This is a genomic window from Variovorax sp. W2I14 (assembly GCF_050435205.1).
Lineage (GTDB): Bacteria > Pseudomonadota > Gammaproteobacteria > Burkholderiales > Burkholderiaceae_C > Variovorax > Variovorax paradoxus_C.
The window spans coordinates 6825295-6850369 of sequence record NZ_JBNDJX010000001.1 but is presented as its reverse complement, the minus strand read 5'-3'; the positions used below and the strand labels follow the sequence as shown (position 1 = coordinate 6850369).

At 66.3% G+C, this 25075-nt stretch carries 21 protein-coding genes; 12 read left to right on the top strand and 9 right to left on the bottom strand.

The features are described 5' to 3' along the window. Window positions 1-2: 2 nt before the first annotated feature. On the top strand, window positions 3-791 hold the full coding sequence (locus QF040_RS31925; protein ID WP_429614259.1) for an enoyl-CoA hydratase: 789 nt from the start codon (window positions 3-5) through the stop codon (window positions 789-791). 7 nt (window positions 792-798) lie between these two features. Here QF040_RS31925 and QF040_RS31920 read toward each other — a convergent pair whose 3' ends face one another. Further along, window positions 799-1359: an HNH endonuclease gene (locus QF040_RS31920; RefSeq protein ID WP_013539832.1), complete on the bottom strand. Its 561-nt coding sequence runs from the start codon at window positions 1357-1359 to the stop codon at window positions 799-801. 167 nt (window positions 1360-1526) lie between these two features. Here QF040_RS31920 and QF040_RS31915 point away from each other — a divergent pair, with 167 nt between their 5' ends. The 10 genes from QF040_RS31915 (at window position 1527) to QF040_RS31870 (ending at window position 13691) form a co-directional block, all read left to right on the top strand. Further along, window positions 1527-2564 (top strand): bifunctional riboflavin kinase/FAD synthetase, encoded by a 1038-nt coding sequence (locus QF040_RS31915; RefSeq protein ID WP_429614258.1) that lies wholly within the window; start codon window positions 1527-1529, stop codon window positions 2562-2564. A 122-nt stretch (window positions 2565-2686) separates the two neighbouring features. Then, the gene (gene ileS, locus QF040_RS31910; RefSeq protein WP_429614257.1) at window positions 2687-5539 is read left to right on the top strand and encodes an isoleucine--tRNA ligase; all 2853 of its coding nucleotides are present in this window, start codon (window positions 2687-2689) and stop codon (window positions 5537-5539) included. After that, complete coding sequence (gene lspA, locus QF040_RS31905) at window positions 5539-6066, top strand: signal peptidase II (protein WP_429614256.1); 528 nt, start codon at window positions 5539-5541, stop codon at window positions 6064-6066. The genes ileS and lspA overlap by 1 nt, the downstream gene beginning before the upstream one ends. A gap of 160 nt (window positions 6067-6226) precedes the next feature. Continuing rightward, window positions 6227-7237: a LacI family DNA-binding transcriptional regulator gene (locus tag QF040_RS31900; RefSeq protein WP_429614255.1), complete on the top strand. Its 1011-nt coding sequence runs from the start codon at window positions 6227-6229 to the stop codon at window positions 7235-7237. 43 nt (window positions 7238-7280) lie between these two features. Continuing rightward, on the top strand, window positions 7281-8294 hold the full coding sequence (locus tag QF040_RS31895) for an ABC transporter substrate-binding protein (RefSeq protein ID WP_306880030.1): 1014 nt from the start codon (window positions 7281-7283) through the stop codon (window positions 8292-8294). A 12-nt stretch (window positions 8295-8306) separates the two neighbouring features. Further along, window positions 8307-9128, top strand: a complete 822-nt coding sequence (locus QF040_RS31890) for an ABC transporter permease (RefSeq protein ID WP_429614254.1) — start codon at window positions 8307-8309, stop codon at window positions 9126-9128. A gap of 12 nt (window positions 9129-9140) precedes the next feature. Then, window positions 9141-9941 carry an ABC transporter permease gene (locus tag QF040_RS31885; protein ID WP_429614253.1) on the top strand — a complete coding sequence of 267 codons (801 nt, stop codon included), beginning with the start codon at window positions 9141-9143 and terminating at the stop codon, window positions 9939-9941. Beyond that, window positions 9931-10992, top strand: a complete 1062-nt coding sequence (locus QF040_RS31880; protein ID WP_429614252.1) for an ABC transporter ATP-binding protein — start codon at window positions 9931-9933, stop codon at window positions 10990-10992. The genes QF040_RS31885 and QF040_RS31880 overlap by 11 nt, the downstream gene beginning before the upstream one ends. Continuing rightward, window positions 10989-11846: a phosphodiesterase gene (locus QF040_RS31875; RefSeq protein ID WP_429614251.1), complete on the top strand. Its 858-nt coding sequence runs from the start codon at window positions 10989-10991 to the stop codon at window positions 11844-11846. Before QF040_RS31880 ends, QF040_RS31875 begins: the two co-directional genes overlap by 4 nt. A 186-nt stretch (window positions 11847-12032) precedes the next feature. Next, a complete protein-coding gene (locus QF040_RS31870) occupies window positions 12033-13691 on the top strand; it encodes a Na/Pi cotransporter family protein (RefSeq protein ID WP_307509985.1) in 1659 nt (552 codons plus the stop codon). Between the two features lie 774 nt (window positions 13692-14465). Here QF040_RS31870 and QF040_RS31865 read toward each other — a convergent pair. The 3 genes from QF040_RS31865 to QF040_RS31855 form a co-directional block, all read right to left on the bottom strand. Further along, complete coding sequence (locus QF040_RS31865; protein ID WP_429614250.1) at window positions 14466-15464, bottom strand: bile acid:sodium symporter family protein; 999 nt, start codon at window positions 15462-15464, stop codon at window positions 14466-14468. 182 nt (window positions 15465-15646) lie between these two features. After that, window positions 15647-16045, bottom strand: coding sequence for a response regulator (locus QF040_RS31860; protein ID WP_429614249.1), 399 nt, complete (start codon window positions 16043-16045; stop codon window positions 15647-15649). Window positions 16046-16168: 123 nt separating this feature from the next. Continuing rightward, window positions 16169-17155, bottom strand: a complete 987-nt coding sequence (locus tag QF040_RS31855) for a quinone oxidoreductase family protein (RefSeq protein ID WP_429614248.1) — start codon at window positions 17153-17155, stop codon at window positions 16169-16171. Window positions 17156-17262: 107 nt separating this feature from the next. On the opposite strand from QF040_RS31855, the gene QF040_RS31850 reads away from it, so the two are divergent. Then, entirely contained in the window at window positions 17263-18171 is a 909-nt protein-coding gene (locus tag QF040_RS31850) for a DMT family transporter (RefSeq protein ID WP_429614247.1), read from the top strand. A 22-nt stretch (window positions 18172-18193) separates the two neighbouring features. On the opposite strand, the gene QF040_RS31845 is transcribed toward QF040_RS31850, so the two are convergent. From QF040_RS31845 to QF040_RS31825, 5 genes are read right to left on the bottom strand one after another with little or no spacing between them, the layout of a single operon-like run. Further along, on the bottom strand, window positions 18194-20563 hold the full coding sequence (locus QF040_RS31845) for a DUF5672 family protein (RefSeq protein WP_429614246.1): 2370 nt from the start codon (window positions 20561-20563) through the stop codon (window positions 18194-18196). Window positions 20564-20592: 29 nt separating this feature from the next. Beyond that, window positions 20593-21387 (bottom strand): SDR family oxidoreductase, encoded by a 795-nt coding sequence (locus tag QF040_RS31840; RefSeq protein WP_429614245.1) that lies wholly within the window; start codon window positions 21385-21387, stop codon window positions 20593-20595. A gap of 11 nt (window positions 21388-21398) precedes the next feature. Then, window positions 21399-22364, bottom strand: a complete 966-nt coding sequence (locus QF040_RS31835) for a DMT family transporter (protein WP_429614244.1) — start codon at window positions 22362-22364, stop codon at window positions 21399-21401. A 21-nt stretch (window positions 22365-22385) separates the two neighbouring features. Next, window positions 22386-23999, bottom strand: a complete 1614-nt coding sequence (locus QF040_RS31830) for a gamma-glutamyltransferase family protein (RefSeq protein ID WP_429614243.1) — start codon at window positions 23997-23999, stop codon at window positions 22386-22388. A 19-nt stretch (window positions 24000-24018) separates the two neighbouring features. Next, on the bottom strand, window positions 24019-24996 hold the full coding sequence (locus tag QF040_RS31825; RefSeq protein WP_429614242.1) for a Bug family tripartite tricarboxylate transporter substrate binding protein: 978 nt from the start codon (window positions 24994-24996) through the stop codon (window positions 24019-24021). Between the last annotated feature and the right edge of the window lie 79 nt (window positions 24997-25075).

Here is a 25075-nt window from a genome sequence, read left to right as displayed (position 1 = left end):
CCATGAACGACACGGCCTCTCCTTTCGTGCTCACAGCGCGCGACGCGCGCGGCGTGGTCACGCTGACACTGAATCGCCCGGCCTCTTTCAACGCCCTGTCGGAAGGCATGCTCGGCGCGCTGGAAGAAGCGCTGGGCGACATCGCGGCCGACGAGACCGTGCGCGCCGTCGTCATCGCGGCCGAGGGCAAGGCTTTCTGCGCGGGCCATGACCTGAAGGAAATGCGGGCGGAACCGTCGCTCGGCTACTACCAACAGCTCTTCGAGCGCTGCGGCGCGATGATGCTGTCGATCCAGCGGCTGCCCGTGCCGGTGATTGCACGCGTGCACGGCATCGCGACCGCTGCAGGCTGCCAGTTGGTCGCGGTGTGCGACCTGGCCGTGGCGTCGAGCGAGGCGCGCTTTGCCGTCAGCGGCGTCAACGTGGGGCTGTTCTGCGCCACGCCGAGCGTCACGTTGTCGCGCAATCTAGGCCGCAAGGAAGCCTTCGAGATGCTGGTGACGGGCGAATTCATCAGTGCTGAGGACGCGCGGGAGAAGGGGTTGGTCAATCGGGTGGCCGCGCCGGCCGAACTCGACGCAGCAATCGAAGCGCTGGTCGCCAGCATCGTCGCCAAGCCCCGCAAGGCGCTGGCGCTCGGCAAGGCCCTTTTCTATCGTCAGCTGGAAACCGGCATCGAAGCCGCGCTGGCCGACGCCAGCCAGACCATGGCCTGCAACATGATGGACGAGAGCGCGCTCGAAGGCGTTCAGGCCTTCATCGAAAAGCGCCCGCCGGATTGGAAGCGCTGAAAAGAAGCTAGGTGTCGTGCAGCCGCGAGCTTTGCGGCAGGTGCGCCATCAGGAATTCCATCTGGTCCGCCAGGATGCGGCGGTTTCGCAGAATGAAATCTTCCCAGAGGCTTGGTACGTAGGGCGCATACAACAAGGGCATGTTCGCCTGCTCGGGCGTGCGGCTGCTCTTGCGGTGGTTGCACGGCTTGCAGGCCGTGACCACGTTCATCCAGGTGTCGATGCCCTTCTGGGCAAACGGAATGATGTGCTCGCGCGTGAGCTCGTCTTCGTGGAAATGCCCGCCGCAGTAGGCGCAAACGTTGCGGTCCCGCGAGAACAGCTTGCTGTTGGTGAGCCCCGGGCGCTGGGTGAAGGGATTGATGCGCGGCACGCCCTTGGTGCCGATGATGCTGTTGATCGCAATCTGCGACTGCTCACCCGTGACAGCGTTGTGCCCGCCGCGAAACACCGCCACCTGCGCGCCCACTTCCCAGCGAACTTCGTCCGCTGCGTAGTGAATCACCGCCTGTTCGAGCGATATCCATGACTGGGGCAGCCCTTGGGCCGACAGCTTCAAGACCTTCACACACGCCTCCTCAAGAAAGTGAGAGAACACGGAAAGACCAGGGACACGGAGCGCATCGGAGACCCACGCCAGGCAACGCACTGCGTCACAATATACCGGCTTTGTGACAAAACGGCCTGATTCGCCCATTCGACGGGCGCAAGGCGCTATCAAAAAGATACTCACCGATGCAGGTTTTTCGCGGCTTCCGGCACCCAGGCGTAGCCCCTGCCTGCGCCCTCACGATTGGCAATTTCGACGGCGTGCACCGTGGTCACCAGGCCATGCTCGCGCTGCTGCAGACCGAGGCCCGCCAGCGCGGGCTGCCCAGTTGCGTGCTGACGTTCGAGCCGCACCCGCGCGACTATTTCGCCGCCCTGACCAAGAAACCCGACCTCGCGCCGGCCCGCATCGGCACCCTGCGCGACAAGCTCAGCGAGCTTGCGGCCTGCGGCGTGGCGCAGACCGTCGTGCTGCCTTTCGACGGCCGGCTCGCCTCCCAATCGCCCGAGGATTTCATCCAGAACGTGCTGGTCGACGGCTTGGGCGCACGCTATGTGCTGGTGGGCGACGACTTCCGCTTCGGCGCCAAGCGGGCCGGCGACTACGCCATGCTCGACGCGGCCGGCGATTCGCGCGGCTTCGACGTCGCGCGCATGAACAGCTATGAGGTGCACGGCCTGCGCGTGTCCAGCTCAGCGGTGCGCGAGGCACTGGCCGAAGGCCGCATGGCCGACGCCCAGACGCTGCTCGGCCGCCCTTACACAATCTCGGGCCACGTGGTCCACGGCCGCAAGCTCGGCCGCGCGCTGGGCGCCTCGGCGCCGGGCCAGGACGACGGCTTTCGCACCCTCAACCTGCGTTTCAAGCACTGGAAACCCGCCGCCAGCGGCATCTTCGCGGTGCTGGTGCACGGCCTGGCCGACACGCCCCTGCCGGGCGTCGCCAACCTCGGCGTGCGCCCCTCTCTGGACGCCAACGACGTCAACGCCGGCCGGGTGCTGCTGGAGACGCATTGCCTGGAGTGGCCCTCGCATCTGGGGTCCGAAGGGGCCTACGGTAAAATCGTCCGCGTGGAACTCCTGCACAAACTGCACGACGAATTGCGCTACACCAGCCTCGAGGCCCTCACTGCGGGCATCGCCAAGGATGGGCGCGACGCACGCGCGTTTTTCGCATCGACCCACGCCGAAACCCACCGCCAGACCACGCGCGACCGAATTTAGCCCTGCACGCCCGTGCTGCCGCCCTTCGACAAGCTCAGGGCGAACGGCTATATCTTCCGCACCGACCGCTCAATGCAGTTCGGGCTGAGCCTGTCGAAGCCCCTCTGTTTCGCACTCCCAACATGTCTGACGCTGCTTCCCCCACCGATTACCGTTCCACGCTGAACCTGCCCGACACCCCCTTCCCGATGCGCGGCGACCTGCCCAAGCGCGAGCCGGGCTGGGTGAAGGAATGGAACGACGAAGGCCGCTACCACCGCCTGCGCGACGCCCGCCACGGCGCGCCCAAGTTCATCCTGCACGACGGCCCGCCGTACGCCAATGGCCAGATCCACATGGGCCATGCGGTGAACAAGATCCTCAAGGACATGATCACCAAGGCGCGCCAGCTCGAAGGCTTCGACGCGCTGTATGTGCCCGGCTGGGACTGCCACGGCCTGCCGATCGAGAACGCCATCGAAAAGCAGTTCGGCCGCAACCTCGGCCGCGACGAGATGCAGGCCAAGAGCCGCGCCTACGCCACCGAGCAGATCGCGCAGCAGATGCTCGACTTCCAGCGCCTGGGCGTGCTGGGCGAATGGGACCATCCCTACAAGACCATGGACTTTGCCAACGAAGCCGGCGAGCTGCGCGCGTTCAAGCGCGTGATCGAGCGCGGTTTCGTCTACCGGGGCCTGAAGCCCGTGTACTGGTGCTTCGACTGCGGCTCGTCGCTCGCTGAATTCGAGATCGAATACGCCGACAAGAAGAGCCAGACCATCGACGTGGCCTTCAAGGCGCACGAGCGCGAGAAGGTGCTCAAGGCCTTCGGCACCGACCACACGATCCTCGGCGACATCTTCGCGGTGATCTGGACCACCACCGCGTGGACGATCCCCGCCAACCAGGCGATCAACCTCAACCCCGAGATCGAGTACTCGCTGGTCGACACCGAGCGCGGCTTGCTGATCCTGGCCAACTCGCTGGTCGAGATGTGCATGACGCGCTACGCGCTCGACGGCAAGGTGCTGGCCACGGTGAAGGGCGAGGCGCTCGGCGGGCTCGAATTCGAGCATCCGCTGTACGACGTCGATGCGGGCTACAAGCGCCTGTCGCCCGTGTACCTGGCCGACTACGCCACCGCCACCGACGGCACCGGCCTCGTGCACTCCTCGCCTGCCTACGGCGTGGACGACTTCAACTCCTGCATCGCCCACGGCGTGGCGTACGACGACATCCTGAACCCGGTGCAGGGCAACGGCAGCTACGCGCCCGACTTCCCGCTCTTCGGCGGCCAGAACATCTGGAAGGCCGTGCCGGTGATCATCGCCGCGCTGCGCGACGCCAACCGGCTGCTGACCACCGAGACAATCACCCACAGCTACCCGCACTGCTGGCGCCACAAGACACCGGTGATCTACCGCGCGGCCGCCCAGTGGTTCGTGCGCATGGACGAAGGCGAAGGCGTGTTCACCAAGGACAAGGCGCCCAAGACGCTGCGCCAGACCGCGCTCGATGCCATCGAGCAGACCAGCTTCTACCCGGAGAACGGCAAGGCGCGCCTGCACGACATGATCGCCGGCCGGCCCGACTGGTGCATCAGCCGCCAGCGCAGCTGGGGCGTGCCGATCCCGTTCTTCCTGCACAAGGATTCGGGCGAGTTGCATCCGCGCACGATGGAAATCCTCGATCAGGCCGCCGACATCGTCGAGAAGGGCGGCATCGAGGCCTGGAGCCGCGTGACGACCGAAGAGATCCTGGGTGCCGAAGACGCGCCGAGCTACACCAAGAGCACCGACATCCTGGAGGTGTGGTTCGACTCGGGCTCGACCTTCTATCACGTGCTGCGCGGCACGCACCCGACGGTGCATCACGAGACGGGCCCCGAAGCCGACCTGTACCTCGAAGGCCATGACCAGCATCGCGGCTGGTTCCATTCGTCGCTGCTGATCGCCTGCGCACTCGAAGACCGCGCGCCCTATCGCGGCCTGCTCACGCACGGCTTCACGGTCGATGCCAAGGGCATCAAGATGAGCAAGTCGCTCAAGAACGGCATCGACCCGCAGGAAATCAGCAGCAAGCTGGGCGCGGAAATCATCCGCCTCTGGGTGGCTGCGAGCGACTACTCGGGCGACATCGCGGGCGACGACAAGATCCTCGCGCGCGTGGTCGATTCGTACCGCCGCATCCGCAACACGCTGCGCTTCCTCATGGCCAACACCAGCGACTTCGACATCGCCAAGGATGCAGTGCCGCTCGACCAGCTGTTCGAGATCGATCGCTACGCGCTCGCACGCGCCTCGCAGTTCCAGGCCGAGATCCTTGCGCACTACAAGGTGTACGAGTTCCACCCGGTGGTGTCCAAGCTGCAGATCTACTGCTCGGAAGACTTGGGCGGCTTCTACCTCGACATCCTGAAGGACCGCCTCTACACGAGCGCGCCCGGCTCGCTCGCGCGCCGCAGCGCACAGACGGCGCTCTGGCACATCTCGCAAGCCATGCTGCGCTGGATGGCGCCGTTCCTGAGCTTCACCGCCGAAGAAGCGTGGAAGTTCGTGAGCACCGGCAAGCCGGGCGAATCGATCTTCGCCGAGACGTACTGCAAGTTCGACGCACCCGACGAAGCATTGCTCGCCAAGTGGAGCCGCATCCGCGAGATCCGCGACGTGGTGAACAAGGACATCGAGGCCGTGCGCGCCGAAGGCAAGGTCGGCTCGTCGCTGCAGGCCAACCTGCAACTGAGCGCGCCGGCCGACGACTTCGCGCTCCTCGGCACGCTGGGCGACGACCTGAAGTTCGTCTTCTTCATCACCTCGGCCATCGCGTTGGCGGCGGGCGAAACGCTCGCCACCACCGTCGCGCCGAGCACCGCGCAGAAGTGCGAACGCTGCTGGCACTACCGCGAAGATGTGGGCCACGATGCGGCGCACCCGACGATCTGCGGCCGCTGCACGAGCAACCTGTTCGGCGCCGGCGAATCGCGGAGTTTTGCCTGATGGCCACGACACGTTCCACACGCTCCGCATCGGCATCGCGTTCGCGCGGTGGCAGCCTGGGCATCTGGCCCTGGCTCGGGCTGGCGGCGATCATCGTGATCATCGACCAGTTCACCAAGACACTGATCCTGGGCTACTACAAGCTCGGCGACGCGACCTACGTGACGAGCTTCTTCAACGTCGTGCGGGCGCACAACACGGGCGCAGCGTTCTCGTTCCTGGCCGACCACTCGGGCTGGCAGCGCTGGTTCTTCACGGCGATCGGCGTGGCGGCGGCGATTTTCATCGTGTGGATGCTGAGGTCGCACGCGGGGCAGAAGCTCTTTTCGTTCGCGATGGCCTGCATCCTGGGCGGCGCCATCGGCAACGTGGTCGACCGGATGATGCACGGCTACGTCGTCGACTTCCTGAGCTTTCACGCGGGCAACTGGTACTTCCCGGCGTTCAATGCGGCGGACAGCGCGATCACGCTCGGTGCCATCTGCCTGATCGTGGACGAGATCCGGCGGGTTCGCCGGGGCAAGTAGAGCCAGTCAAGCAAATTACTCAAGGGCGTTCGGGCCCTTTTTCTTTGGGGCCGGCTCGCCCTTTCGCCGAGACGGCGAGGGTTTCTCCCCGCTTCAATCGATGTCATGACGAAGTCATACTGCCGCGGTTCAATGTAATCGATTACATGAATACCGCACGATGAGCATCCAAGCCGTAGCCGCCAAAGCCAAGGTCTCCGTGGCCACCGTGTCGCGGGCCTTCAATTTCCCGGACAAGGTCACGCCCGCCACGCGCGAGCTGGTGGAGCGCGTGGCGCGCGAACTGCACTACGTGCCGAATGCGAGCGCGCGCACCTTGCGCACCCAGCGCAGCCGCACGCTGGGCGTGGTGCTGCCCACGCTGCTGAACCCGACCTTCGCCGAATGCCTGCAGGGCATCGCGCGCGCGGCGCTCGGCGGTGGCTACGCGATCCTTCCTGTCACCACGGGCTATCGGCTCGACGAAGAAGAGCGGGCTGTGCAACTGCTGCTCGCCGGCAATGTCGATGGGTTGATCCTCGTGGTCTCCAACCCATCCACCTCGAAGGCGCTCGCCCGGCTGCGCACGACCGGCACGCCTTATGTGCTCGCCTACAACCGGCATGCGGACCACCCCTGTGTCACCGTCGACAGCGAAGCCGCCGTGGCCGATGCGGTCGCGCGCCTCGTGCTGCTCGGCCATCGCCACATCGCGATGGTCAGCGGCACGCTCGCTGCGTCGGATCGCGCGCAACAGCGTTACCGCGGCTACCAGAAGGGCATGGCCGATGCGGGGCTCAAGGCCCCTTCGCTGATCGAAGTGCCTTTTGTCGAAAGCGCCGTCGATGCGCTCGCCAGCGTGCTGCAGGCCGACAACCGCCCCACCGCACTCGTCTGCTCGAACGACCTGCTCGCCATCCGCAGCATCCGCGCCGCGCACCTGGGCGGTCTCTCGGTGCCCGGCGACCTCAGCGTGATCGGCTTCGACGGCATCGCGCTCGGCGAAGACCTCACGCCTGCCCTCACCACCATCGCGCAGCCCAACAGCGACATCGGCCGCCACAGCGTCGAGCTGCTGATCCAGTCGATGGCCGGCGGCGCCACGCTGCAGGCCGACGCGAGCCTGCTGCTGCCTCACACCTTCCGTGACGGCGAGTCGTGCGCATCCGCGTGCGACGTCGCCACCGATTGATCACCGCCTCACTCCCACCCACATCCATCCAAGGAGCTTCTTCATGTCCCTCCGTATCTCCCGCATCGCCCGCCTCGGGCTGATCGCCGCCACCTTCGTCGCCGCAGGCAGCGTCATGGCCCAGACCGCCATTTGCTACAACTGCCCCACCGAATGGGCCGACTGGGGCACGCAGCTCAAGGCCATCAAGGCCAAGACCGGCGTCACCGTGCCGGCCGACAACAAGAACTCGGGCCAGTCGCTCGCGCAGCTCGTCGCCGAGAAGGCAAGCCCCGTGGCCGACGTCACCTACCTCGGCGTGACCTTCGCGGTGCAGGCCGCGAAGGACGGCGTGGTCGAGCCCTACAAGCCCGCGGCGTGGAAAGACATTCCCGACGGCCTCAAGGACCCGGCCGGCAACTGGTTCACCATCCACTCGGGCACGCTCGGCTTCATGGTCAACGTCGATGCGCTCAAGGGCAAGCCGATTCCCAAGTCGTGGGCCGACCTGCTCAAGCCCGAATACAAGGGCCTCATCGGCTACCTCGACCCCGCCTCCGCCTTCGTCGGCTACGTGGGTGCGGTGGCGGTCAACCAGGCGCGCGGCGGCACGCTGGACAACTTCACGCCGGGCATCGATTACTTCAAGGCGCTGCAGAAGAACGAACCCATCGTGCCGAAGCAAACCTCGTACGCACGCGTGCTGTCGGGCGAAATCGCGATCCTGCTCGACTACGACTTCAACGCCTACCGCGCCAAGTACAAGGACAAGGCCAACGTCGCTTTCGTCATCCCGAGCGAAGGCACGCTGGTCGTGCCCTACGTGATGAGCCTGGTCGCCAAGGCGCCGCACGCGGCCGACGCGAAGAAGGTGCTCGACTTCACGTTGTCCGACGAAGGCCAGGCGATCTGGGCCAAGGCCTACCTGCGCCCGGTGCGCGCGAGCGCGATGCCCAAGGAGATCGAGGCGCAGTTCCTGCCGTCGAGCGAATACGCACGTGCCAAGAGCGTGGACTACGGCCGCATGGCCGAGGCGCAGCGCGCGTTCTCCGACCGGTACCTCAAAGAGGTGCGCTGAGTCCGCATCGAGATGAAGCCCTCCAACGCCTGGAACGCACGCTGGCGGCTGCTCGCCTGCGTGGCACCCGCAGCCGCTTTCTTCACGGCCTTCTGGCTGCTGCCGGTGGTGCGTCTGCTCGCGCTACCCGCCGACAAGGGCTGGGCCACCTACTTCGCCGTGCTGACCGACTCGCGCTACCTGCAGAGCATGGTCAACACCGTCGTGCTGTCTGTGGCGGTGACGCTGGCGACACTGGTGCTCGGCGCCGCCGTGGGCATCTACCTCGCGCGCCATGCCTTCATCGGCAAGCGTGTGCTGCTGTCGCTGCTCACGCTGCCGCTGTCGTTTCCGGGCGTGATCATCGGCTTCTTCGTGATCCTGCTGGGTGGCCGGCAAGGCCTCGTGGCCGACGTGAGCGACAGCCTGATCGGCGAGCGCATCACCTTCGCCTACGGGCTGCTCGGCCTCTTTCTCGCATACCTGTATTTCTCGTTGCCGCGCGCCATTGCGACCTATGCGGCGGCGGCCGAAGCGATGAACGTTCAGCTCGAGGAAGCCGCGCGCTCGCTCGGCGCCTCGCGCCTCCGTGTTGCGCGCGACGTGTGGATGCCCGAGCTCGCGCCGACCACGCTGGCCTGCGGCGCGATCCTGTTCGCGACCTCGATGGGCGCCTTCGGCACGGCCTTCACGCTGGCCAGCAAGTTCGAGGTGATCCCGATCACCATCTACAACGAGTTCACCAACTACGCCAACTTCGCGCTCGCCGCGTCGCTGTCGATTGCGCTGGGCCTCGTGACCTGGCTGGTGCTGTTCGTCGCGCGTCGCTTCGGGGCCAACCCCGTGGCGCGCTGAAAGGGCATCCGAATGCGCACGACATCGCAACCCAGAGCCCCCTTCCTGCTCGCCATCACCGTGCTGGTGAGCCTCTTCATGATCGCGCCGATGCTGCTGTCGGTGATGGCGGGGCTGGTCAACAACTACAGCGCGGGCCTCAAGAGCGGCCTCACGCTGCGCTGGCTCGGCGAGGTGTGGGAGAACTACGGCGGCACCGTCGGCTGGTCGATCGGGCTGGCCGTCGCCTGCGTGATCTGCACCGTGCTGCTCGGCGTGCCTTGCGCCTATGCACTCGCGCGCAGCCGCTCCCGGGCCGCGCGCATCTTCGAGGAATTGCTGACGCTGCCGGTCGCGGTGCCGGGCCTCGCGACGGCGCTTGCACTGATCCTCGCCTACGGCCAGCTCACCGCCTTTCGCACAAGCTTTGCCTTCATCCTCGTGGGCCACATCGTCTTCACGCTGCCCTTCATGGTGCGCACCGTGAGCTCGGCCTTCCAGCGCGACGACCTGCTCGCGCTCGAAGAAGCCGCGCGCTCGCTGGGCGCGAACTTCCGCCAGCGCTTCATGGGCATCCTCGTGCCCGCGGTGTTCCCCGCCATCGTGGCCGGCAGCCTGATGGTCTTCACGCTCTCGGTGGGCGAATTCAATCTCACCTGGATGCTGCACACGCCGCTCACCCGCACCCTGCCCGTCGGTCTGGCCGACAGCTACGCCTCGATGCGCATCGAGATCGGATCGGCCTACACGCTGGTCTTCTTCGCAGTGATCCTCCCGGTGCTGTGGGGCCTGCAGTACCTTGCCAACCTGATGCAGAAACGCCATGGAACTTGAACGCATCCCCATCGACATCGCGAACTGCGCGAAGACCTACGCCGACGGCACGCGCGGCCTGCAACCCACCGACCTGCACGTGGAGGCCGGCGAGGTGCTCGCGCTGCTCGGCCCCTCGGGCTGCGGCAAGACCACGCTGCTGCGGCTGATCGCGGGGCTGGAGGCGCCCGATGCGGGCAGCCGCATCGTCTTCGGCGACCAGGACGTCACACAGCGCCCGGTGGAGCATCGCGGCGTGGGCATGGTGTTCCAGAGCTACGCGCTTTTTCCGCAGATGACCGTGGCGGCCAACATCGGCTATGGCCTCCGCATCCGCGGCGTGTCGCCCGCTGAAGAGAAACGCGCGGTCGGCGAACTCGTCGATCTCGTGCGCCTCGGCGGGCTGGAGAACAAGCGCCCCGCCGAACTCTCCGGCGGCCAGCGCCAGCGCGTGGCCCTGGCGCGCGCCGTCGCCGTGCGCCCCCGCGTGCTGCTGCTGGACGAGCCGCTGGCCGCGCTCGACGCCAAGCTCAAGGAGTCGCTGCGCGACGAGCTCGCCGAGTTGCTGCGCCGCCTGCACATCACCGCCATCCACGTGACGCACGACCAGCAGGAGGCGCTGGCCATCGCCGACCGCCTGGCCGTGATGCGCGCCGGCCGCATCGTGCAGGTCGGCCGCGGTGAAGACCTGTACCGCGCGCCGTCGCACCCCTTCGTCGCGGAGTTCCTCGGCCGGGTGAACCGGCTGGAGCGCGCGCCCGAGGCCATCGCGCAGGGCGTTGTCCGACTCGGCGGAGGCACGCTGCCTTGCCCGCCCGCCTGGCAAGACCATGCGACGCTGCTGGTGCGGCCCGAAGATGTCGAGGTGAGCGCGCCCCGGCCCGACTGGGGCAGTGCCACCGTCGAGCGCCGCACCTTCCTCGGCGACCGCGTGCAGCTTCAGTTGCGCGTGCACGACCAGCCGCTGCTCGTGGCCGATGTGGGGCGCGACAACCCCTTCGGTCCGGGCGATCCGGTAGGCCTTCGCGTCCATCCCGACCGCCTGATGACGTCGCAGGAGCCCACGGCATGAGCACAACAACGATGCAAGACACTTTTCTGGTCCAACTGACCGACCTTCACATCCGCGAGCCGGGCCGGCTGGCTTATGGCCGCATCGACACCGCGCCGTATCTTCAGCAGGCGGTCCAGTCGGTGCTCGCCCTGCCGCAGCAACCCGATGCGGTCGTGATCACCGGTGACCTGACCGACTTCGGCCGCGCCGCCGAGTACGAGCACCTCGCGCGCCTGCTCGCCCCGCTCACCATGCCGATCTACCTGATGCCCGGCAACCACGACGACCGCGACCAGTTGCGCAAGAGCTTTCCCGGGCATGCATACCTCGGCACGGGCCAAGACACGGCCGGGTTCATCCAGTATTCGGTGCGTGTCGGCGGGCTGCGGCTCCTCACGCTCGATACCTGCGTGCCCGGCGCGAGCCACGGCACGCTGTGCGAGCGGCGCCTGGGCTGGCTCGAAGCCATGCTCGACGCCTGCCGCGATGAGCCCGTCGTGGTCGCGATGCACCACCCGCCCTTCACGACGCTGATCGGCCACATGGACGAGATCGGCCTGCTCGAAGGCGCTGGCGCGCTCGAAACGCTGATCGCCCGCTATCCCAATGTCGAGCGCGTGATCTGCGGGCACCTGCACCGTGCCATCGACGTGCGCTTCGGCGGCACGATCGCCTCGACCTCGCCGGCGCCTGCGCACCAGGTTTGCCTCGACCTGGCGCCCGGCGCGGCCTCCGCCTGGACCTTGGAGCCGCCCGCTTTCCGCGTGCATGCGTGGTCCGCGCGAAGCGGCCGGCTCGTCACCCATCTGGCGGCTTCCGGCCTCTTCGAAGGCCCCTTTCCTTTCCACGACAACGGAACCCTGATCGACTGAAAAGGTGTGAATAAACCTGCTGCGCGGTCCGATCTCGCACCTGCGGTCCTCACCGTACGGAGTACGGCTCCGGTCCTCGGCGCAGGCTCGAACCGCTCGCTACGGTTTCTTCTCACCTTCTGAACCGCCACTTGTGGAAAATGGGGTCGAAACGAACCAAAACGAAAAGGACAGAACCCGACACCCATGAAGCATCTCCTGAATCTGCTCGCGGCAGTGGCACTGCTGGTGTGGGGCACCCATCTGGTTCGCACCGGCGTGCTGCGCGTGTTCGGCGCCAACCTGCGCAAGATCCTTGTGCAGAGCATGCGCAACCGGTTCACTGCCGCCCTCTCGGGCATCGGCGTGACCGCGCTGGTGCAGTCGAGCACCGCCACCTCGCTCATGACCTCGTCCTTCGTCGGGCAGGGCCTGGTCACGCTGCCCGCGGCGCTGGCGGTGATGCGGGGGGCCGACGTGGGCACAGCGCTGATCTCGGTGCTGTTTTCAGCGGATCTGTCATGGCTCTCGCCGATGTTCATCTTCGTGGGAGTGGTGCTGTTCATCACGCGCTCGGCCACTGTGGCGGGACGGGTGGGACGCGTGCTGATCGGGTTGGGGCTGATGCTGCTCGCGCTGCAGCTGGTGGTGGAAGCGACCGAACCCCTGTTCTCGTCGCCCGCGGTGCGTGCGCTGCTCGCGTCGATCAACAGCGACGTGCTGCTCGAGATCACCATCGGCGCGGTGCTGGCCATCGTGGCCTATTCGAGCCTCGCGGTGGTGCTGCTGGTCGCGGCCATGGCGACGTCGAATGTGGTGCCGCTGGATGTGGCGCTCGGCCTCGTGCTCGGCGCCAACCTCGGCAGCGGTTTGCTGGCGGTGCTGACCACGGCAAAGTCGGCCGTGTCGGTGCGGCAGGTGACGGTCGGCAACCTCGTCTTCAAGGCACTGGGCGTGGCGATCGTCGCGCCTTTCGTGGGCTTGTGGATCCGCTACGTGCAGCCCGAGCTGCCGAACCAGACGCACGGCGTGGTGCTGTTCCACCTGGCATTCAACGTCGTGATCAGCGTGGGCTTCATCGGCCTCACGCAGTGGATCGCCAAGCTCGTCACGCGCATGCTGCCAACCCCGCAGGCCTCGGGCACCAGCCGCCCGCACCACCTGGACCCCTCGGCGCTCTCGACGCCCTCGCTCGCGATCTCGAACGCCGCGCGCGAGGCACTGCACCAGGCCGACATCGTGGAGACCATGCTGATCGGCGTGCTCGACGTGATCCGCAACAACGACACGCGGCTGTCGCAGGAGCTGCGGCAGCTGGACGACACGGTGGACGAGCTGTACTCGGCGATCAAGTACTACATGACGCGCATCTCGCGCGAGGCGCTGGGCGAAGAGGAAAGCCGGCGCTGGACGGACATCATCAGCTTCACGATCAACATGGAGCAGATCGGCGACATCATCGAGCGGGTGATCATCGATGTGGAAGACAAGAAGATCAAACCGCAGCGCAACTTCTCGGAGGCCGGGATGGCGGAGATCGTCGAGCTGCATGGGCGGCTGGTGGCGAACCTGCGCTTGAGCATGAGCGTGTTCCTGAACGGGAATGTTCGGGATGCGCAGAAGCTTCTGGAAGAGAAGGCACGGTTTCGGGATCTGGAGCGGGCTTATGCGACGACTCACCTGGATCGGTTGTCGGATCGGACCACGCTGAGCATCGAGACAAGTTCGCTGCATATCGACTTGATCAGCGATTTGAAGCGGATCAATTCGCATATTTGTTCTATTGCTTATCCGATTCTGGAATCGGCTGGGGCTTTGGCGCCTAGTCGGTTGCGGGAGTCTCGGCTTGGGAAGATCGAGAGCTAGGTTTCTTTTTTTGTTCCGAGGCCGGGTCTCGCCCCGGCGGGCGACTTACTTTCTTTTGCTTCGCCAAAAGAAAGTAAGCAAAGAAAAGGCGACCCTGCTGTCTGCGTCCCTCCGCTTCGCTGCGGGCAACCTGCGGTGCTCACGTTCCGCGGGGTCTCGCCCAAACTCGCTTCGCTCAAACAAGGGCGAGCCCTGATCCGCGAAACGCTCCGCTCCTCGGCGCAGACAGAAGGGGTTGGGGACCCAATACGCCATCGCTTCGCTCGGCGGCTTCCTCGGGCCTTTGCTTCGCTCGGCTTGGCTCGGGTTTGCTCGGGTTTGGCTCCCTCTCCCCTCGGGGAGAGGGTTGGGGTGAGGGCCGCCGGCGCAAAAAAAACGCCTCACTTGCACGAAGGCTGCTGCCCTCACCCCCGCCCTCTCCCCAAGGGGAGAGGGAGCAAGTCCGGCCGCGAAGCGAAGCATCCCCCACCGAGATCAGAGGCCGAGCGAAGCAAAGGCCCGACGCCATGCCGAGCAAAGCGATGGCCCGCTCAGGTATCCACCCCCTCTGGCTGCGCCGAGGAGCACAGCGTTTCGCGGATCAGGGCTCGCCGCTGTCTGAGCCGAAGGCGAGTTCGGCGAGACCCCGCGAAACGCGAGCACCGCAGGTTGCCCCGTAGCGCAGCGAAGGGGTCGCAGACAGCGGGGTCGCCTTGTCTTTGCTTACTTTCTTTTGGCGAAGCAAAAGAAAGTGAGTCGCCCGCCGGGGCGAGACCCGGCCTCGGAAAACAAACCTCAGTCAGCCGTCTTCAAGACAGAACGCTCAACACGCCCTCGTCGCGCATACCGCTGAGCCAACACAGCACAAACCATCAACTGCATCTGATGAAACAACATCAAAGGCAGCACGATCGCCCCCACAGCATGCGAAGGAAACAGCACCTTCGCCATAGGAATCCCACTCGCCAGGCTCTTCTTCGAGCCACAAAAGACGATGGTGATCTCGTCCTCCAGATCAAACCCCAGCTTCCGCGCCATCAGCGTCGTCAAGCCCAATGCAAGCCCGAGCACCACCGCACAGGCCACGAGCAACCCGACGAGCGCATGCGCAGGCACCTGCCGCCAAAGCCCCTCGATCACCGCCGCACTGAAGGCGGTGTAGACGACAAGCAGGATCGACCCCTGGTCCACAAACTTCAGCACCGAAGCCCGACGCTGAATCCACTTGCCGATCCAGGGGCGCAAGAGATGCCCGACGAGAAACGGCACCATCAACTGCAGCAGGATCCGCCCGATCGACCCGAGCGAAGAACTTGCATGTCCCCCATTCGGCAGCACCACGAGATTGACCAGCACAGGCGTGATGAACACCCCCAGCAAGGTAGATGCCGACGCACTGCAGATGGCAGCAGGCAGGTTCCCCCGCGCCATCGCCGTGAACGCAATCGCCGACTGCACCGTGGCCGGCAGCACGCAGAGGTACAGCACCCCGGTGTAGAGCTCGGGCGTCATCAGCGGCAGGAGCAGCGGCTTGAGCGCCAACCCCAGCAGCGGAAACAGCATGAAGGTGCTGCAGAACACCAGCAGGTGCAGCCGCCAGTGCGTGATGCCATTCATGATCGCCTCGCGCGACAACTTGGCGCCGTGCAGGAAGAACAGGAGGCCGATGGCGACAGTCGTCAGCCGCTCGAACAGATGCGCCACATCGCCGCTCGCGGGCAGCAGGCTGGCCAGGGTAACGACCGAGAGAAGCGCAAAGGTGAAGTTGTCGGGAAGAAAACGGGAGCGGGACATGACGGGAAGGAACGCCCCACGGACGCGACCCGTGCGGCAGATTCAGCAGCAGAAAAATGAGTGATTTCCGCGCATGAATCTCGTCGCCAATTTGCGGAGCCCGGCGCGTGCTCCTCGCGCCTGAAAGGGTGATTTTCGCGAAGACCCGCATCGCTTGCAGGCCGACCGCCGAATGCCCGACCTCAGTGTGCTGGCTGAGAGCTGAACCGCTCCTGACGGCGGCGCTGGCAGTAGTCGATCAGGTCGTCGATTTCGGTGGCCTTGTCGAACACCGCGTCCGCGCCCAGGTGCGCGCACTTGCGCCGGATCTCGGGCGTGGCGTAGTTGCTGAGCACCACGATCTTTTGCGCCGGGTTGCGCTGGCGACAGGCCTCAAGCACCCGGAAACCGGTGCCGTCCTTCAGGAACAGGTCGACGATGGCCAGGTCCCACAGCGCCAGGTTGCGCGTGAGCCAGCGCGAGCCTTCGGCTTCCGTCTCGGCCTCGCCGACCGGATCGACCCGCGCCACCTCGCGCAACGTGCCCACGAGGCTCTCGCGGATGGTGGGGTTGTCCTCGACGATGAAGGTGCGAATGTTCATGACGGCTTGCCTCGTTGCGATGGGCACAGCCTACAAAGTGCGCCCGCCACAAGTCGAAGGCATGACACCCCACCGCGGGTAGGACAGGGCTGGCTGCGGCTGCCCTGCTCCGCTTGGCCTCACTCAGAGCGTGAGGATCGTGCAGCCCGTGGTCTTGCGCGCTTCCAGGTCGCGGTGCGCCTGCTGCACGTCGGCCAGGGGGTAGCGCTGGTCGATCGGGATCTTCACCGCGCCGCTCGCCACCACCGCGAACAGGTCGTCGGCCATCGCCTGCGTGGCCTCGCGCGTGGCGATGTGGGTGAACAGCGTGGGCCGCGTCACGTAGAGCGAGCCCTTGGAGGCCAGCGTGCCCAGGTTGATCGGCGGCACCGGGCCCGAGCCGTTGCCGAAGATCGCGAGCAATCCGAAGGGGCGCAGGCAGTCGATGGAACCCTCGTAGGTGTCCTTGCCCACCGAGTCGTACACCGCCTTCACGCCCTTGCCGCCGGTGATCTCCTTCACGCGGGCCGCGAAGTTCTCGGTGCTGTAGTTGATGGCGTGCGCCGCGCCGTGGTCGAGCGCCAGCTTGCACTTGGCATCGCTGCCAGCGGTGCCGATCAGTTGCAGACCCAATGCCTTGGCCCACTGGCAGGCGATGAGGCCGACACCGCCGGCCGCCGCGTGGAACAGGATGAAGTCGCCGGCCTGCAGGCCTTCGGCGGGCAGCGTCTTCTTGAGCAGGTACTGCGTGGTCAGGCCCTTGAGCATCATGGCCGCGCCGGTCTCGAAGGAGATGGCGTCGGGCAGCTTGCAGACGTTCTTGGCCGGCATCACGCGCGCCTCGCAGTAAGCGCCGGGCGGCTGGCTCGCATAGGCGGCGCGGTCGCCTGCCTTCAGGTGCGTCACGCCCTCGCCCACCGCCTCGACCACGCCCGAGGCTTCCATGCCCAGCTGGAGCGGCATCTGGAACGGATAGAGACCGCTGCGCTGGTAGGTGTCAATGAAGTTCAGGCCCACGGCCTTGTGGCGGATGCGGATCTCGCCGGGGCCGGGGTCGCCGACTTCCACATCGACGATCTTCAGTTCTTCGGGGCCGCCATGGCGGTCGATACGGACAGCTTTGCTCAACATCGTTGCAGTCTCCACGCGCAGAAAAAGAAGAGGCGCATGGTGCCACGTTTGGGCCTTTGGCGAAGCCACGGGGCGATGCCCGCGCAGAGCCGGTAGAGTCGGCGGCCATGTCGACATCGCAGCCGCGCCTCACTTCCCTTACCGTTCTTCTTCTCACCGTGCCTCCGCTGCTGTGGGCCGGCAATGCCGTCGTCGGCCGGCTGGTGCGCGAGCTGGTGTCGCCGCTCACGCTGAACTTCGTGCGCTGGGTGATCGCGTTCGTGCTGCTGCTGCCGCTCGCGGCCTCGGTGCTGCGCAGCGGCAGCCCGCTCTGGGCGCACTGGAAGCGCTACGCGGTGCTCGGGCTGCTGGGCATCGGCCTGTACAACGCGTTCCAGTACATGGCGCTGCAGACGTCCACGCCGATCAATGTCACGCTGGTGGGCTCCAGCCTTCCTCTGTGGATGCTCGCTGTCGGCATGCTGTTCTTCGGAGCCCGCATCAGCACGCGCGAGATCGCCGGTGCGCTGCTCTCGATGCTGGGCGTGCTGCTGGTGCTGAGCCGCGGCGAATGGCGCCAGCTGGTCGCGCTGCGGCTGGTGCCGGGCGACCTCTACATGATCCTGGGCACCATCGCCTGGGCCTTCTACAGCTGGCTGCTGGCGCGCACGCACGAGCCGAAGCAGGTGCGGCAGGACTGGGCCGCCTTCCTGATGGCGCAACTGGTGTTCGGCCTCGCCTGGTCGGGCGCGCTGGCCGCGGGCGAATGGACGCTGACTGCTGCCCACATCGACCTGGGCTGGTCACTGGTCGCCGCGATGGCGTTCATCGGCATCGGCCCGGCGGTGGTCGCCTATCGCTGCTGGGGCACCGGCGTGCAGCGCGCGGGGCCACAGGCGGCGAGCATCTTCATGAACCTCACGCCGCTGTTCGCGGCGGTGCTGTCGGCGGCGTTTCTCCGCGAGGCGCCGCACTGGTATCACGGGGTGGCGTTCGTGCTGATCGTAGGTGGGATCGTGGTGGCGTCGCGGCGCTGATCAACAGGGCGGTCCCCCCAAGTCAAGACTTGCGGAACACGCCCGTCAGCAGGTCTTTCTGCTCGAACCGGTCGTCCTTGAAGCACTCGACGACCTTCAAGCCCGCCACCTCCATCACCTGGATCAGGCTGGCTTCGGTATAGAAGCCGACATGGCAGGGGTCCGGGTAGGCGCGGTCATAAGGAATCGAGATGACGAAATAGCCACCCGATGCAAGCGACTGGCAGGCCGACGAAAGAAAGCCAGGTACGTCGTCGGCGTAGATGTGCTCCAGCGTATGAAAACTCACGACAGTGTCGGCCGGCGGAAAGATCGGCCCGTCGCTGGTCATGTCGTGATCGACGAACAGGCTGGGCAGGGGCACCGACGCGAAGAGTTCGCGTGCGAGCGACAACGCCTCTTCGTTCAGGTCCACGCCCACCACTTCAGTCACCTGCGGGTTCTCGCGCAGCCAATAAGTGCTCGCGCCGTGGTTGCAGCCGATATCGAGCACGCGCCCCCGGATGAAGGACGCGCAGGCCTGAAGAATATGGCGGTTCGCATGGCGCTCCCAGAAACCGAAGGGGCTCGGCTGGACGGTGACATAAGACTCCTTGGCGTAGCGCGTTGCCTCGGGAGGCACTGCGGCGAACAGATGCGCCAATGCCGGCTGGCCCGCCAGCCACTGCGGCGCCTCGTCACGCCCGACCAGCCGCCACGCGTAGCCCGGCCGGTCATACAAGTCCTTGCCCGAAGCCAGCAGCGCCGGAATATCGATGGCAGCCAGGAACTCAGCAGCGTTGTATTCCTGGTGCGCAAAGCCACGGATCTTCGCGCGCACCGCGGCCTCGTCCATTGCAAGGTATGAGAGATGCCAGCCGGCATCCGCGAGGATCAGCGCTGGCTGGGCGCCGGTGCGCACCCGCATCCGCAACTGATCGGGCGTGAGCACGTCCAGTTGCGCGCGCGTCGCCGCGACAGTCCACACCGACGATGCCTCCGGTCCTTCGACATTGCGATAGTTCGCATAGAAGTAATAGAACGCCAGGCACAAACCGAAGATCGCGTGCCGCCGGTCGTCCCGCATCGCCCGCACCACCGACGCGCGTGGAATCTCGTCTGCATCGGAAATCAGGATCAAGTCATCGGGCGCCGCATCGTGCAGCCCTCGCACGATCTGGTTGCGCTGGAATTTCTCGCGAATCCAGAAGCCGGACTTCGGCGTGTCGGAGAGCCAGTCGCCGACGACGGGCACCGCGTCCGCGGCTTCATCGACGACCGGCATGTCGTGTACCGCGATGTAGCGGATGCGCGGCAGGAACGCGGCAATGCGCGGGTCGGCGGCATCGAAACGCAGGGCCTTCGGCTCACCGCTGAAGGTGCGGTCGGCTTCGACGATGACGAAGCAATCGACCACCTCCGACAGTTCATGCAGCCGAGCCGCGAGGATGTCGGCCTCGCCGTTGTAGGTGATGCAGTCGTACACCCTGCGCGGCGCCGCATCCAGCGCCACAGGCTCGGGCGCGAACTCGATGCGATAGCCATTGCGCTCGAACATCTGCAGGATGTCGCGCTCGCCGTACCAGGCGTCTAGTTCGGACAGCGGAATCAGCGAACGCAGCGTGAGCGGCGACAAGCTCGCCAGTTGCCGCACCTTCGCGTGGTGCCCGAACAGCAGCATCGCGTTGTAGCCCTGGTGCAGTTGCGGCCCCGCATGCTCGATGGAGAAACTGCGCGCCACCTCCAGCGGCGCGAAGCGCATGCCGGCCGCTTCGAGCGCGGGACGTAGCACGCCGCTCAGTTGCACGTCTTCGAGCAGCGCGTTGTGCTGCCAGTGCATCTTCAGCGGATCGCCTTGCACCGCATCGGGCGGCGGAATCTCGACGCGGATGTGCGGGTGGTCGACCAGCGCTCGCATGAAGCGCCGGCTGCGCAGGCTGAAGCCGCCGTTCTGGATCGGCGTGACGACGTGGCCGGGCTTCTGCAGTTCATCGGTCCACTCGAAGCGGTTGCGCCAGTACGTGCCTTCGGGCGTATCGATCTTCGCGAGATGGATCGGTGCGCCGATGTAGTCGAAGTCCAGGAATTCGTCGCGCCAATTGTTTGCGTTGACGACCCAGCCGTCTTCCTGCACCACCAGTGCGAATTCGGTCTGCACCACGCGCCAGAGCGCGAACATCATGAACCAGCCGTACTCGTGGTAGTTCAGCGGCGCGATCGGCACATGCGCGATGCCCCCTGGCAGGTCATGGGGCGCCTGCGGGCTGCACAGCAGCGCACGCGCACCGGGCATCTGTGCCTGACTGTGTTGCAGCGCCATCGCGGCGCCGCGCGCGTCGGGCAGACCGGTGACCGACACCAGCGTTATTTTTTCGAAAGACCTGCTGCTGTTGTTGTTGTTGTTGCTGCTCACGATGCGCCTCCCCTCGCCCGTGAGCCGACTCAGTAGGTGCCGGGGTAGGCGCCGCCGTCCGCCAGCACGTTCTGGCCCGTCATGTAGCCAGCCTGCTGGCTGCAGAGAAACGCGCAGATGGCGCCGAACTCCGCTGGCGTGCCGAAGCGCCTGGCGGGAATGTTCTTCTTGCGGGCTTCCCACACGGTGTCGAAGTCCTGGCCGGTCTTCTGGGCCGCGCCGGCCATGGTGCCCTTGAGGCGATCAGTGTCGAATGAGCCCGGCAGCAGGTTGTTGATGGTCACGCCCTGCGCCGCGACGGCCGTGCGCGCCACGCCGGCCACGAAGCCGGTGAGGCCGCTGCGCGCGCCGTTCGAGAGGCCGAGGATGTCGATGGGCGACTTCACCGAGCTCGACGTGATGTTCACGATGCGGCCGAAGCCGCGCTTGGCCATGCCGTCCACCGTCGCCTTGATGAGTTCGATGGGCGTGAGCATGTTCGCGTCGACCGCCTTGATCCACGCCTCGCGGTCCCAGTTGCGGAAGTCGCCGGGCGGCGGGCCGCCGGCGTTGGTGACGACGATGTCGAAGTCATGGCCCAGTGCGAACACGGCGGCGCGGCCGGCTTCGGTGGTGATGTCGGCGGCCACATGCTTGACGAAGGGGCTGCCCGATGCGCCCGCCGTTTCGGCCAGCTTCTTCGCAGCCGCTTCCAGCGCCTCGGCGCCGCGCGCCACGATCACCACGTTGACGCCTTCGCGCACCAGCGCCTCGGCGCAGCCGTAGCCCAACCCCTTGCTCGCGCCGCACACCAGCGCGGTCTTGCCTGCAATGCCCAGATCCATGTTTGTTGCTCCTAACGTGCAGGGGCTTCGCGCCCCTTGCGTGTGAAAACGAAGATGCCCGCAATGACGAGCACCGTGCCGGCCGCGATCCACGCGGTGAACGGCTCATCGAGTATGACCACCCCCATGAGGATGGTCGACAGGGGCCCGATCATGCCGGTTTGCGCCGCCACTGCGGGGCCGATGCGCTCGATGGCCATCATGACCATCAGGACAGGCACCGCCGTGCACACCGTGGCGTTGAGCACCGAGAGCCAGATGACCTCGGGCGCGAGCTGCATCGCCACGCTGATCGGCCGCGTCAGCACGAACTGCAGGATGCACAGCAGGCACGCCACGGTGGTGGCCAGGCCCACGAGCCTGAGCGACCCCAGCCGCTTGACGAACTCGCCGCTGTAGACGAGGTAGCCCGCATAGCTCACCGCGCTCAGGAAGACGAGGAACGCGCCCCAGGCCGCCGCCCCGCCGCCCTTGCCGCCGCCACCGGTCCACAGCTCGTGGCCGAACACCAGCAGCACCCCGGCGTAGCTCACAACCATGCCCAGCACCTGTGGCCGCGTGGCGCGCCGACGGTACAGGACCCAACCGAACAGCAGCACCAGCGTGGGGTTGAGATACAGGATCAGCCGCTCGAAGCTGGCCGAGATATAGGCCAGCCCCGCGAAGTCGAGAAAGCTCGCGAGGTAGTAGCCCGAGAAGCCGAGGCCGACCACGCCGAGCCAGTCGCGAAAGGTGAGCGGCGGCTTGCCGCGCCCCGCCCACCAAGCCATCACCGCGAACAGCGGCAGCGCAAAGAGCATGCGCAGCATGATGAGCGTGATGGCGTCGACGCCGTAGCGGTAGGCCAGCTTGACGATGATCGCCTTGCCGCTGAACGCAATCGCGCCCAGCGAGGCGAGGATGAGGCCAGGCGCAATGCTCTTGGCGCCGGCATGAGAAGAAGAGGGGATGCCGGTCTGCGCGGCGGTCTTGGTCATCCCCCGATCATCGCGCGCTCGTTAAAACCCTGCCGCCACGCCGTCGCGGCGCGGGTCGCTCGCGGCCACGTAGCCTTCGACCGACGGCTCGCCCGCGCGCCAGATGAACTGGCCGGCGCCGAAGTCCTGGTACGAATCGTCGATCACGTCCAGGTGATGGCCGAGGTCGCGCAGGCCCTGCACGGTCTTCGGATTCATCGCGGCCTCGACGTTGATCTCCAGGCCCGCGTTGAAGCGCCAGCGCGGCGCATCGCAGGCGGCCTGCGGGTTCTGCCCGTAGTCGAGCATGCGCACCAGCGTCTGCATGTGGCCCTGCGGCTGCATGTTGCCGCCCATCACGCCGAAGCTCATGACCGGCTGGCCGTCCTTGGTGAGGAAGGCCGGAATGATCGTGTGGAACGGCCGCTTGCCCGGTGCCACCACGTTCGGGCTCTCGGCCTTCAGGCTGAAGCCATGGCCGCGGTTCTGCAGGCTGATGCCGAACTCGGGCTCCACGCAGCCCGAGCCGAAGCCCATGTAGTTGCTCTGGATGAAGCTCACCATCATGCCGCTCTCGTCCGCCGCGGTGAGGTAGATGGTGCCGCCCTTGACCGGGTTGCCGGCCTTGAAGTCTTGCGCCTTCTTGCGGTCGATGAGGCGCGCCTGCGATGCAAGGTAGGCGTCGTCGAGCAGTTGCTCGGTCGTCACCGTCATCGTCTTGCGCTCCGACACGTAGTGGTACACGTCCGCAAAGGCGAGCTTCATCGCCTCGATCTGCAGGTGCTGCGATTCGACCGAATCGACCGGCAGCGAAGCGATGTCGAACTTCTCGAGGATGCCGAGCGCGATCAGCGCCGCGATGCCCTGCCCGTTCGGCGGAATTTCGTGCAGCGTGTGGCCGCGGTACTCGCGCGAGATCGGCTCGACCCACTCGGGCTGGTAGGCCGCGAGGTCGGCCACGGTGAGCGCACCGCCCTGCTCCTTCGAGAACTTCGCGAGCGCCTCGGCGATTTCACCGTTGTAGTAGGCCTCGCCCTTGGTGCGGGCGATGGCCTTGAGCGCACGCGCCGCTGCGGCGAAGCGGAACAGCTCGCCGACCTCGGGCGCACGGCCCCAGGGCAGGAAGGCCTGCGCAAAGCCGGGTTGCGAACCCAGCAGCGGCGCGGCCGCGGCCCACTTGCCCTGCACCACCGGGGGCACGAGATAGCCGCGCTCGGCGATGTCGATGGCCGGTGCCAGCAGATCGGCGAACGGCAGCTTGCCGAAGCGATCGCTCATCGCGACCCATCCGCGCACCGCGCCCGGCACGGTGACCGAGTCGATGCCGCGCATCGGCGGCGTGGCGGCATCGGCGCCGTACTTGGCCTTGAAGTACTCGGGCGTCCAGGCCTTGGGCGCGGGGCCGGAGGCGTTCAGGCCATGCAACTCCTTGCCGTCCCACAGGATGCAGAACGCGTCGCTGCCGAGACCGTTGCTCACCGGCTCGACCAGCGTCATCACGGCCGCCGTGGCGATGGCCGCATCGACGGCGTTGCCGCCCTGCTGAAGGATGCGCAGGCCCGCTTGCGAGGCGAGCGGGTGCGAGGTCGACACCACGTTGCGCGCGAAGATCGGGATGCGGGTGGAGAGATAGGGATTGTTGAAATCGAAGTTCATTTCGGCGTTCTCTCGTTCGTTATTCGTTGGTGATCTTGCGTTCGACCACGATCTTTTTCCATTTGGCAGCGTCGGCGGCCACCATCTTCGCGAACTGCTCGGGCGTGCCGGCAGCGGCGGGCTCGATGCCCAGGCGCGCGAGCTTGTCCTTCACCTCCGGATCGGCAATGGCTTCGTTGGCCGCCTTGTTGACGCGCGCCACGATGTCGGCCGGCAGGTTCTTCGGGCCGTAGAAGCCGAACCAGGTGTTCGACTCGTAGCCCGGCAGCGTGTCGGCAATTGGCGGGAGTTCGGGCGCAAGCGGCGAGCGCTTGAGCGTCGTCACGCCCAGGGCGCGCAGGCGGCCGTCGCGCACATGCGGCATGCCGGTGGGGAGCGAATCGAAGAGCACGTCGATCTTGCCGCTGATCAGGTCGGGAATGGCGAGCGCGGTGCCCTTGTAGGGAATGTGCGTCACGAACACGCCGGCCTGCGCCTTGAAGAGCTCGGCCGTGAGCTGCACGATGGTGCCGTTGCCGCTCGATGCGTAGTTGAGCTTGCCGGGGTTCTTCTTGGCGTAGTCGATCCACTCGCGCACGGTCTTGGCGGGCGACGTGACCGGCACCAGCATGATGCTGGGCGCATCGCCCACGTGCGCGATGGGCGTGAAGTCGCGCACCGTGTCGTAGGGCAGCCTGGGCACGACGGCCGGGCCGATCGAATGCGTGCTGGTGGTGGCCAGCAGCACCGTGTAGCCGTCGGGCGCGGCCTTGGCGGCCTGGTCGGAACCGATGGCACCGCCGGCGCCGGGCTTGTTGTCGATGATCAGCTGGGTGCCGAGCTTCTCGCCCATCTTCTGCCCGAGCGTACGGGCGAAAAGGTCGGTGGCGCCGCCCGCGGGGAACGGCACGATGAGCCGGATCGGCTTGTTCGGGTAGCCCTCGGCCCAACTGGCGGACGAGGCGGCCATGCACAGCAGCGCAACGGCGGCCCCTTGAAGGAACTGGATTCTTTTCATGGTGCTTGGATTCTGGCCCCGTGGGGAAACTCGCATGCTATGCAGGCCCCGTGCATCAAGCCAGATAATCCAGCTTATT

Excerpts from the sequence above, each read along its gene's own strand:
- QF040_RS31925 (WP_429614259.1), top strand. The coding sequence starts at position 3 with ATGAACGACACGGCCTCTCCTTTCGTGCTCACAGCGCGCGACGCGCGC.
- QF040_RS31915 (WP_429614258.1), top strand. The coding sequence starts at position 1,527 with ATGCAGGTTTTTCGCGGCTTCCGGCACCCAGGCGTAGCCCCTGCCTGC.
- ileS (WP_429614257.1), top strand. The coding sequence starts at position 2,687 with ATGTCTGACGCTGCTTCCCCCACCGATTACCGTTCCACGCTGAACCTG.
- lspA (WP_429614256.1), top strand. The coding sequence starts at position 5,539 with ATGGCCACGACACGTTCCACACGCTCCGCATCGGCATCGCGTTCGCGC.
- QF040_RS31900 (WP_429614255.1), top strand. The coding sequence starts at position 6,227 with ATGAGCATCCAAGCCGTAGCCGCCAAAGCCAAGGTCTCCGTGGCCACC.
- QF040_RS31895 (WP_306880030.1), top strand. The coding sequence starts at position 7,281 with ATGTCCCTCCGTATCTCCCGCATCGCCCGCCTCGGGCTGATCGCCGCC.
- QF040_RS31890 (WP_429614254.1), top strand. The coding sequence starts at position 8,307 with ATGAAGCCCTCCAACGCCTGGAACGCACGCTGGCGGCTGCTCGCCTGC.
- QF040_RS31885 (WP_429614253.1), top strand. The coding sequence starts at position 9,141 with ATGCGCACGACATCGCAACCCAGAGCCCCCTTCCTGCTCGCCATCACC.
- QF040_RS31880 (WP_429614252.1), top strand. The coding sequence starts at position 9,931 with ATGGAACTTGAACGCATCCCCATCGACATCGCGAACTGCGCGAAGACC.
- QF040_RS31875 (WP_429614251.1), top strand. The coding sequence starts at position 10,989 with ATGAGCACAACAACGATGCAAGACACTTTTCTGGTCCAACTGACCGAC.
- QF040_RS31870 (WP_307509985.1), top strand. The coding sequence starts at position 12,033 with ATGAAGCATCTCCTGAATCTGCTCGCGGCAGTGGCACTGCTGGTGTGG.
- QF040_RS31865 (WP_429614250.1), bottom strand. The coding sequence starts at position 15,464 with ATGTCCCGCTCCCGTTTTCTTCCCGACAACTTCACCTTTGCGCTTCTC.
- QF040_RS31860 (WP_429614249.1), bottom strand. The coding sequence starts at position 16,045 with ATGAACATTCGCACCTTCATCGTCGAGGACAACCCCACCATCCGCGAG.
- QF040_RS31855 (WP_429614248.1), bottom strand. The coding sequence starts at position 17,155 with ATGTTGAGCAAAGCTGTCCGTATCGACCGCCATGGCGGCCCCGAAGAA.
- QF040_RS31850 (WP_429614247.1), top strand. The coding sequence starts at position 17,263 with ATGTCGACATCGCAGCCGCGCCTCACTTCCCTTACCGTTCTTCTTCTC.
- QF040_RS31840 (WP_429614245.1), bottom strand. The coding sequence starts at position 21,387 with ATGGATCTGGGCATTGCAGGCAAGACCGCGCTGGTGTGCGGCGCGAGC.
- QF040_RS31835 (WP_429614244.1), bottom strand. The coding sequence starts at position 22,364 with ATGACCAAGACCGCCGCGCAGACCGGCATCCCCTCTTCTTCTCATGCC.
- QF040_RS31830 (WP_429614243.1), bottom strand. The coding sequence starts at position 23,999 with ATGAACTTCGATTTCAACAATCCCTATCTCTCCACCCGCATCCCGATC.
- QF040_RS31825 (WP_429614242.1), bottom strand. The coding sequence starts at position 24,996 with ATGAAAAGAATCCAGTTCCTTCAAGGGGCCGCCGTTGCGCTGCTGTGC.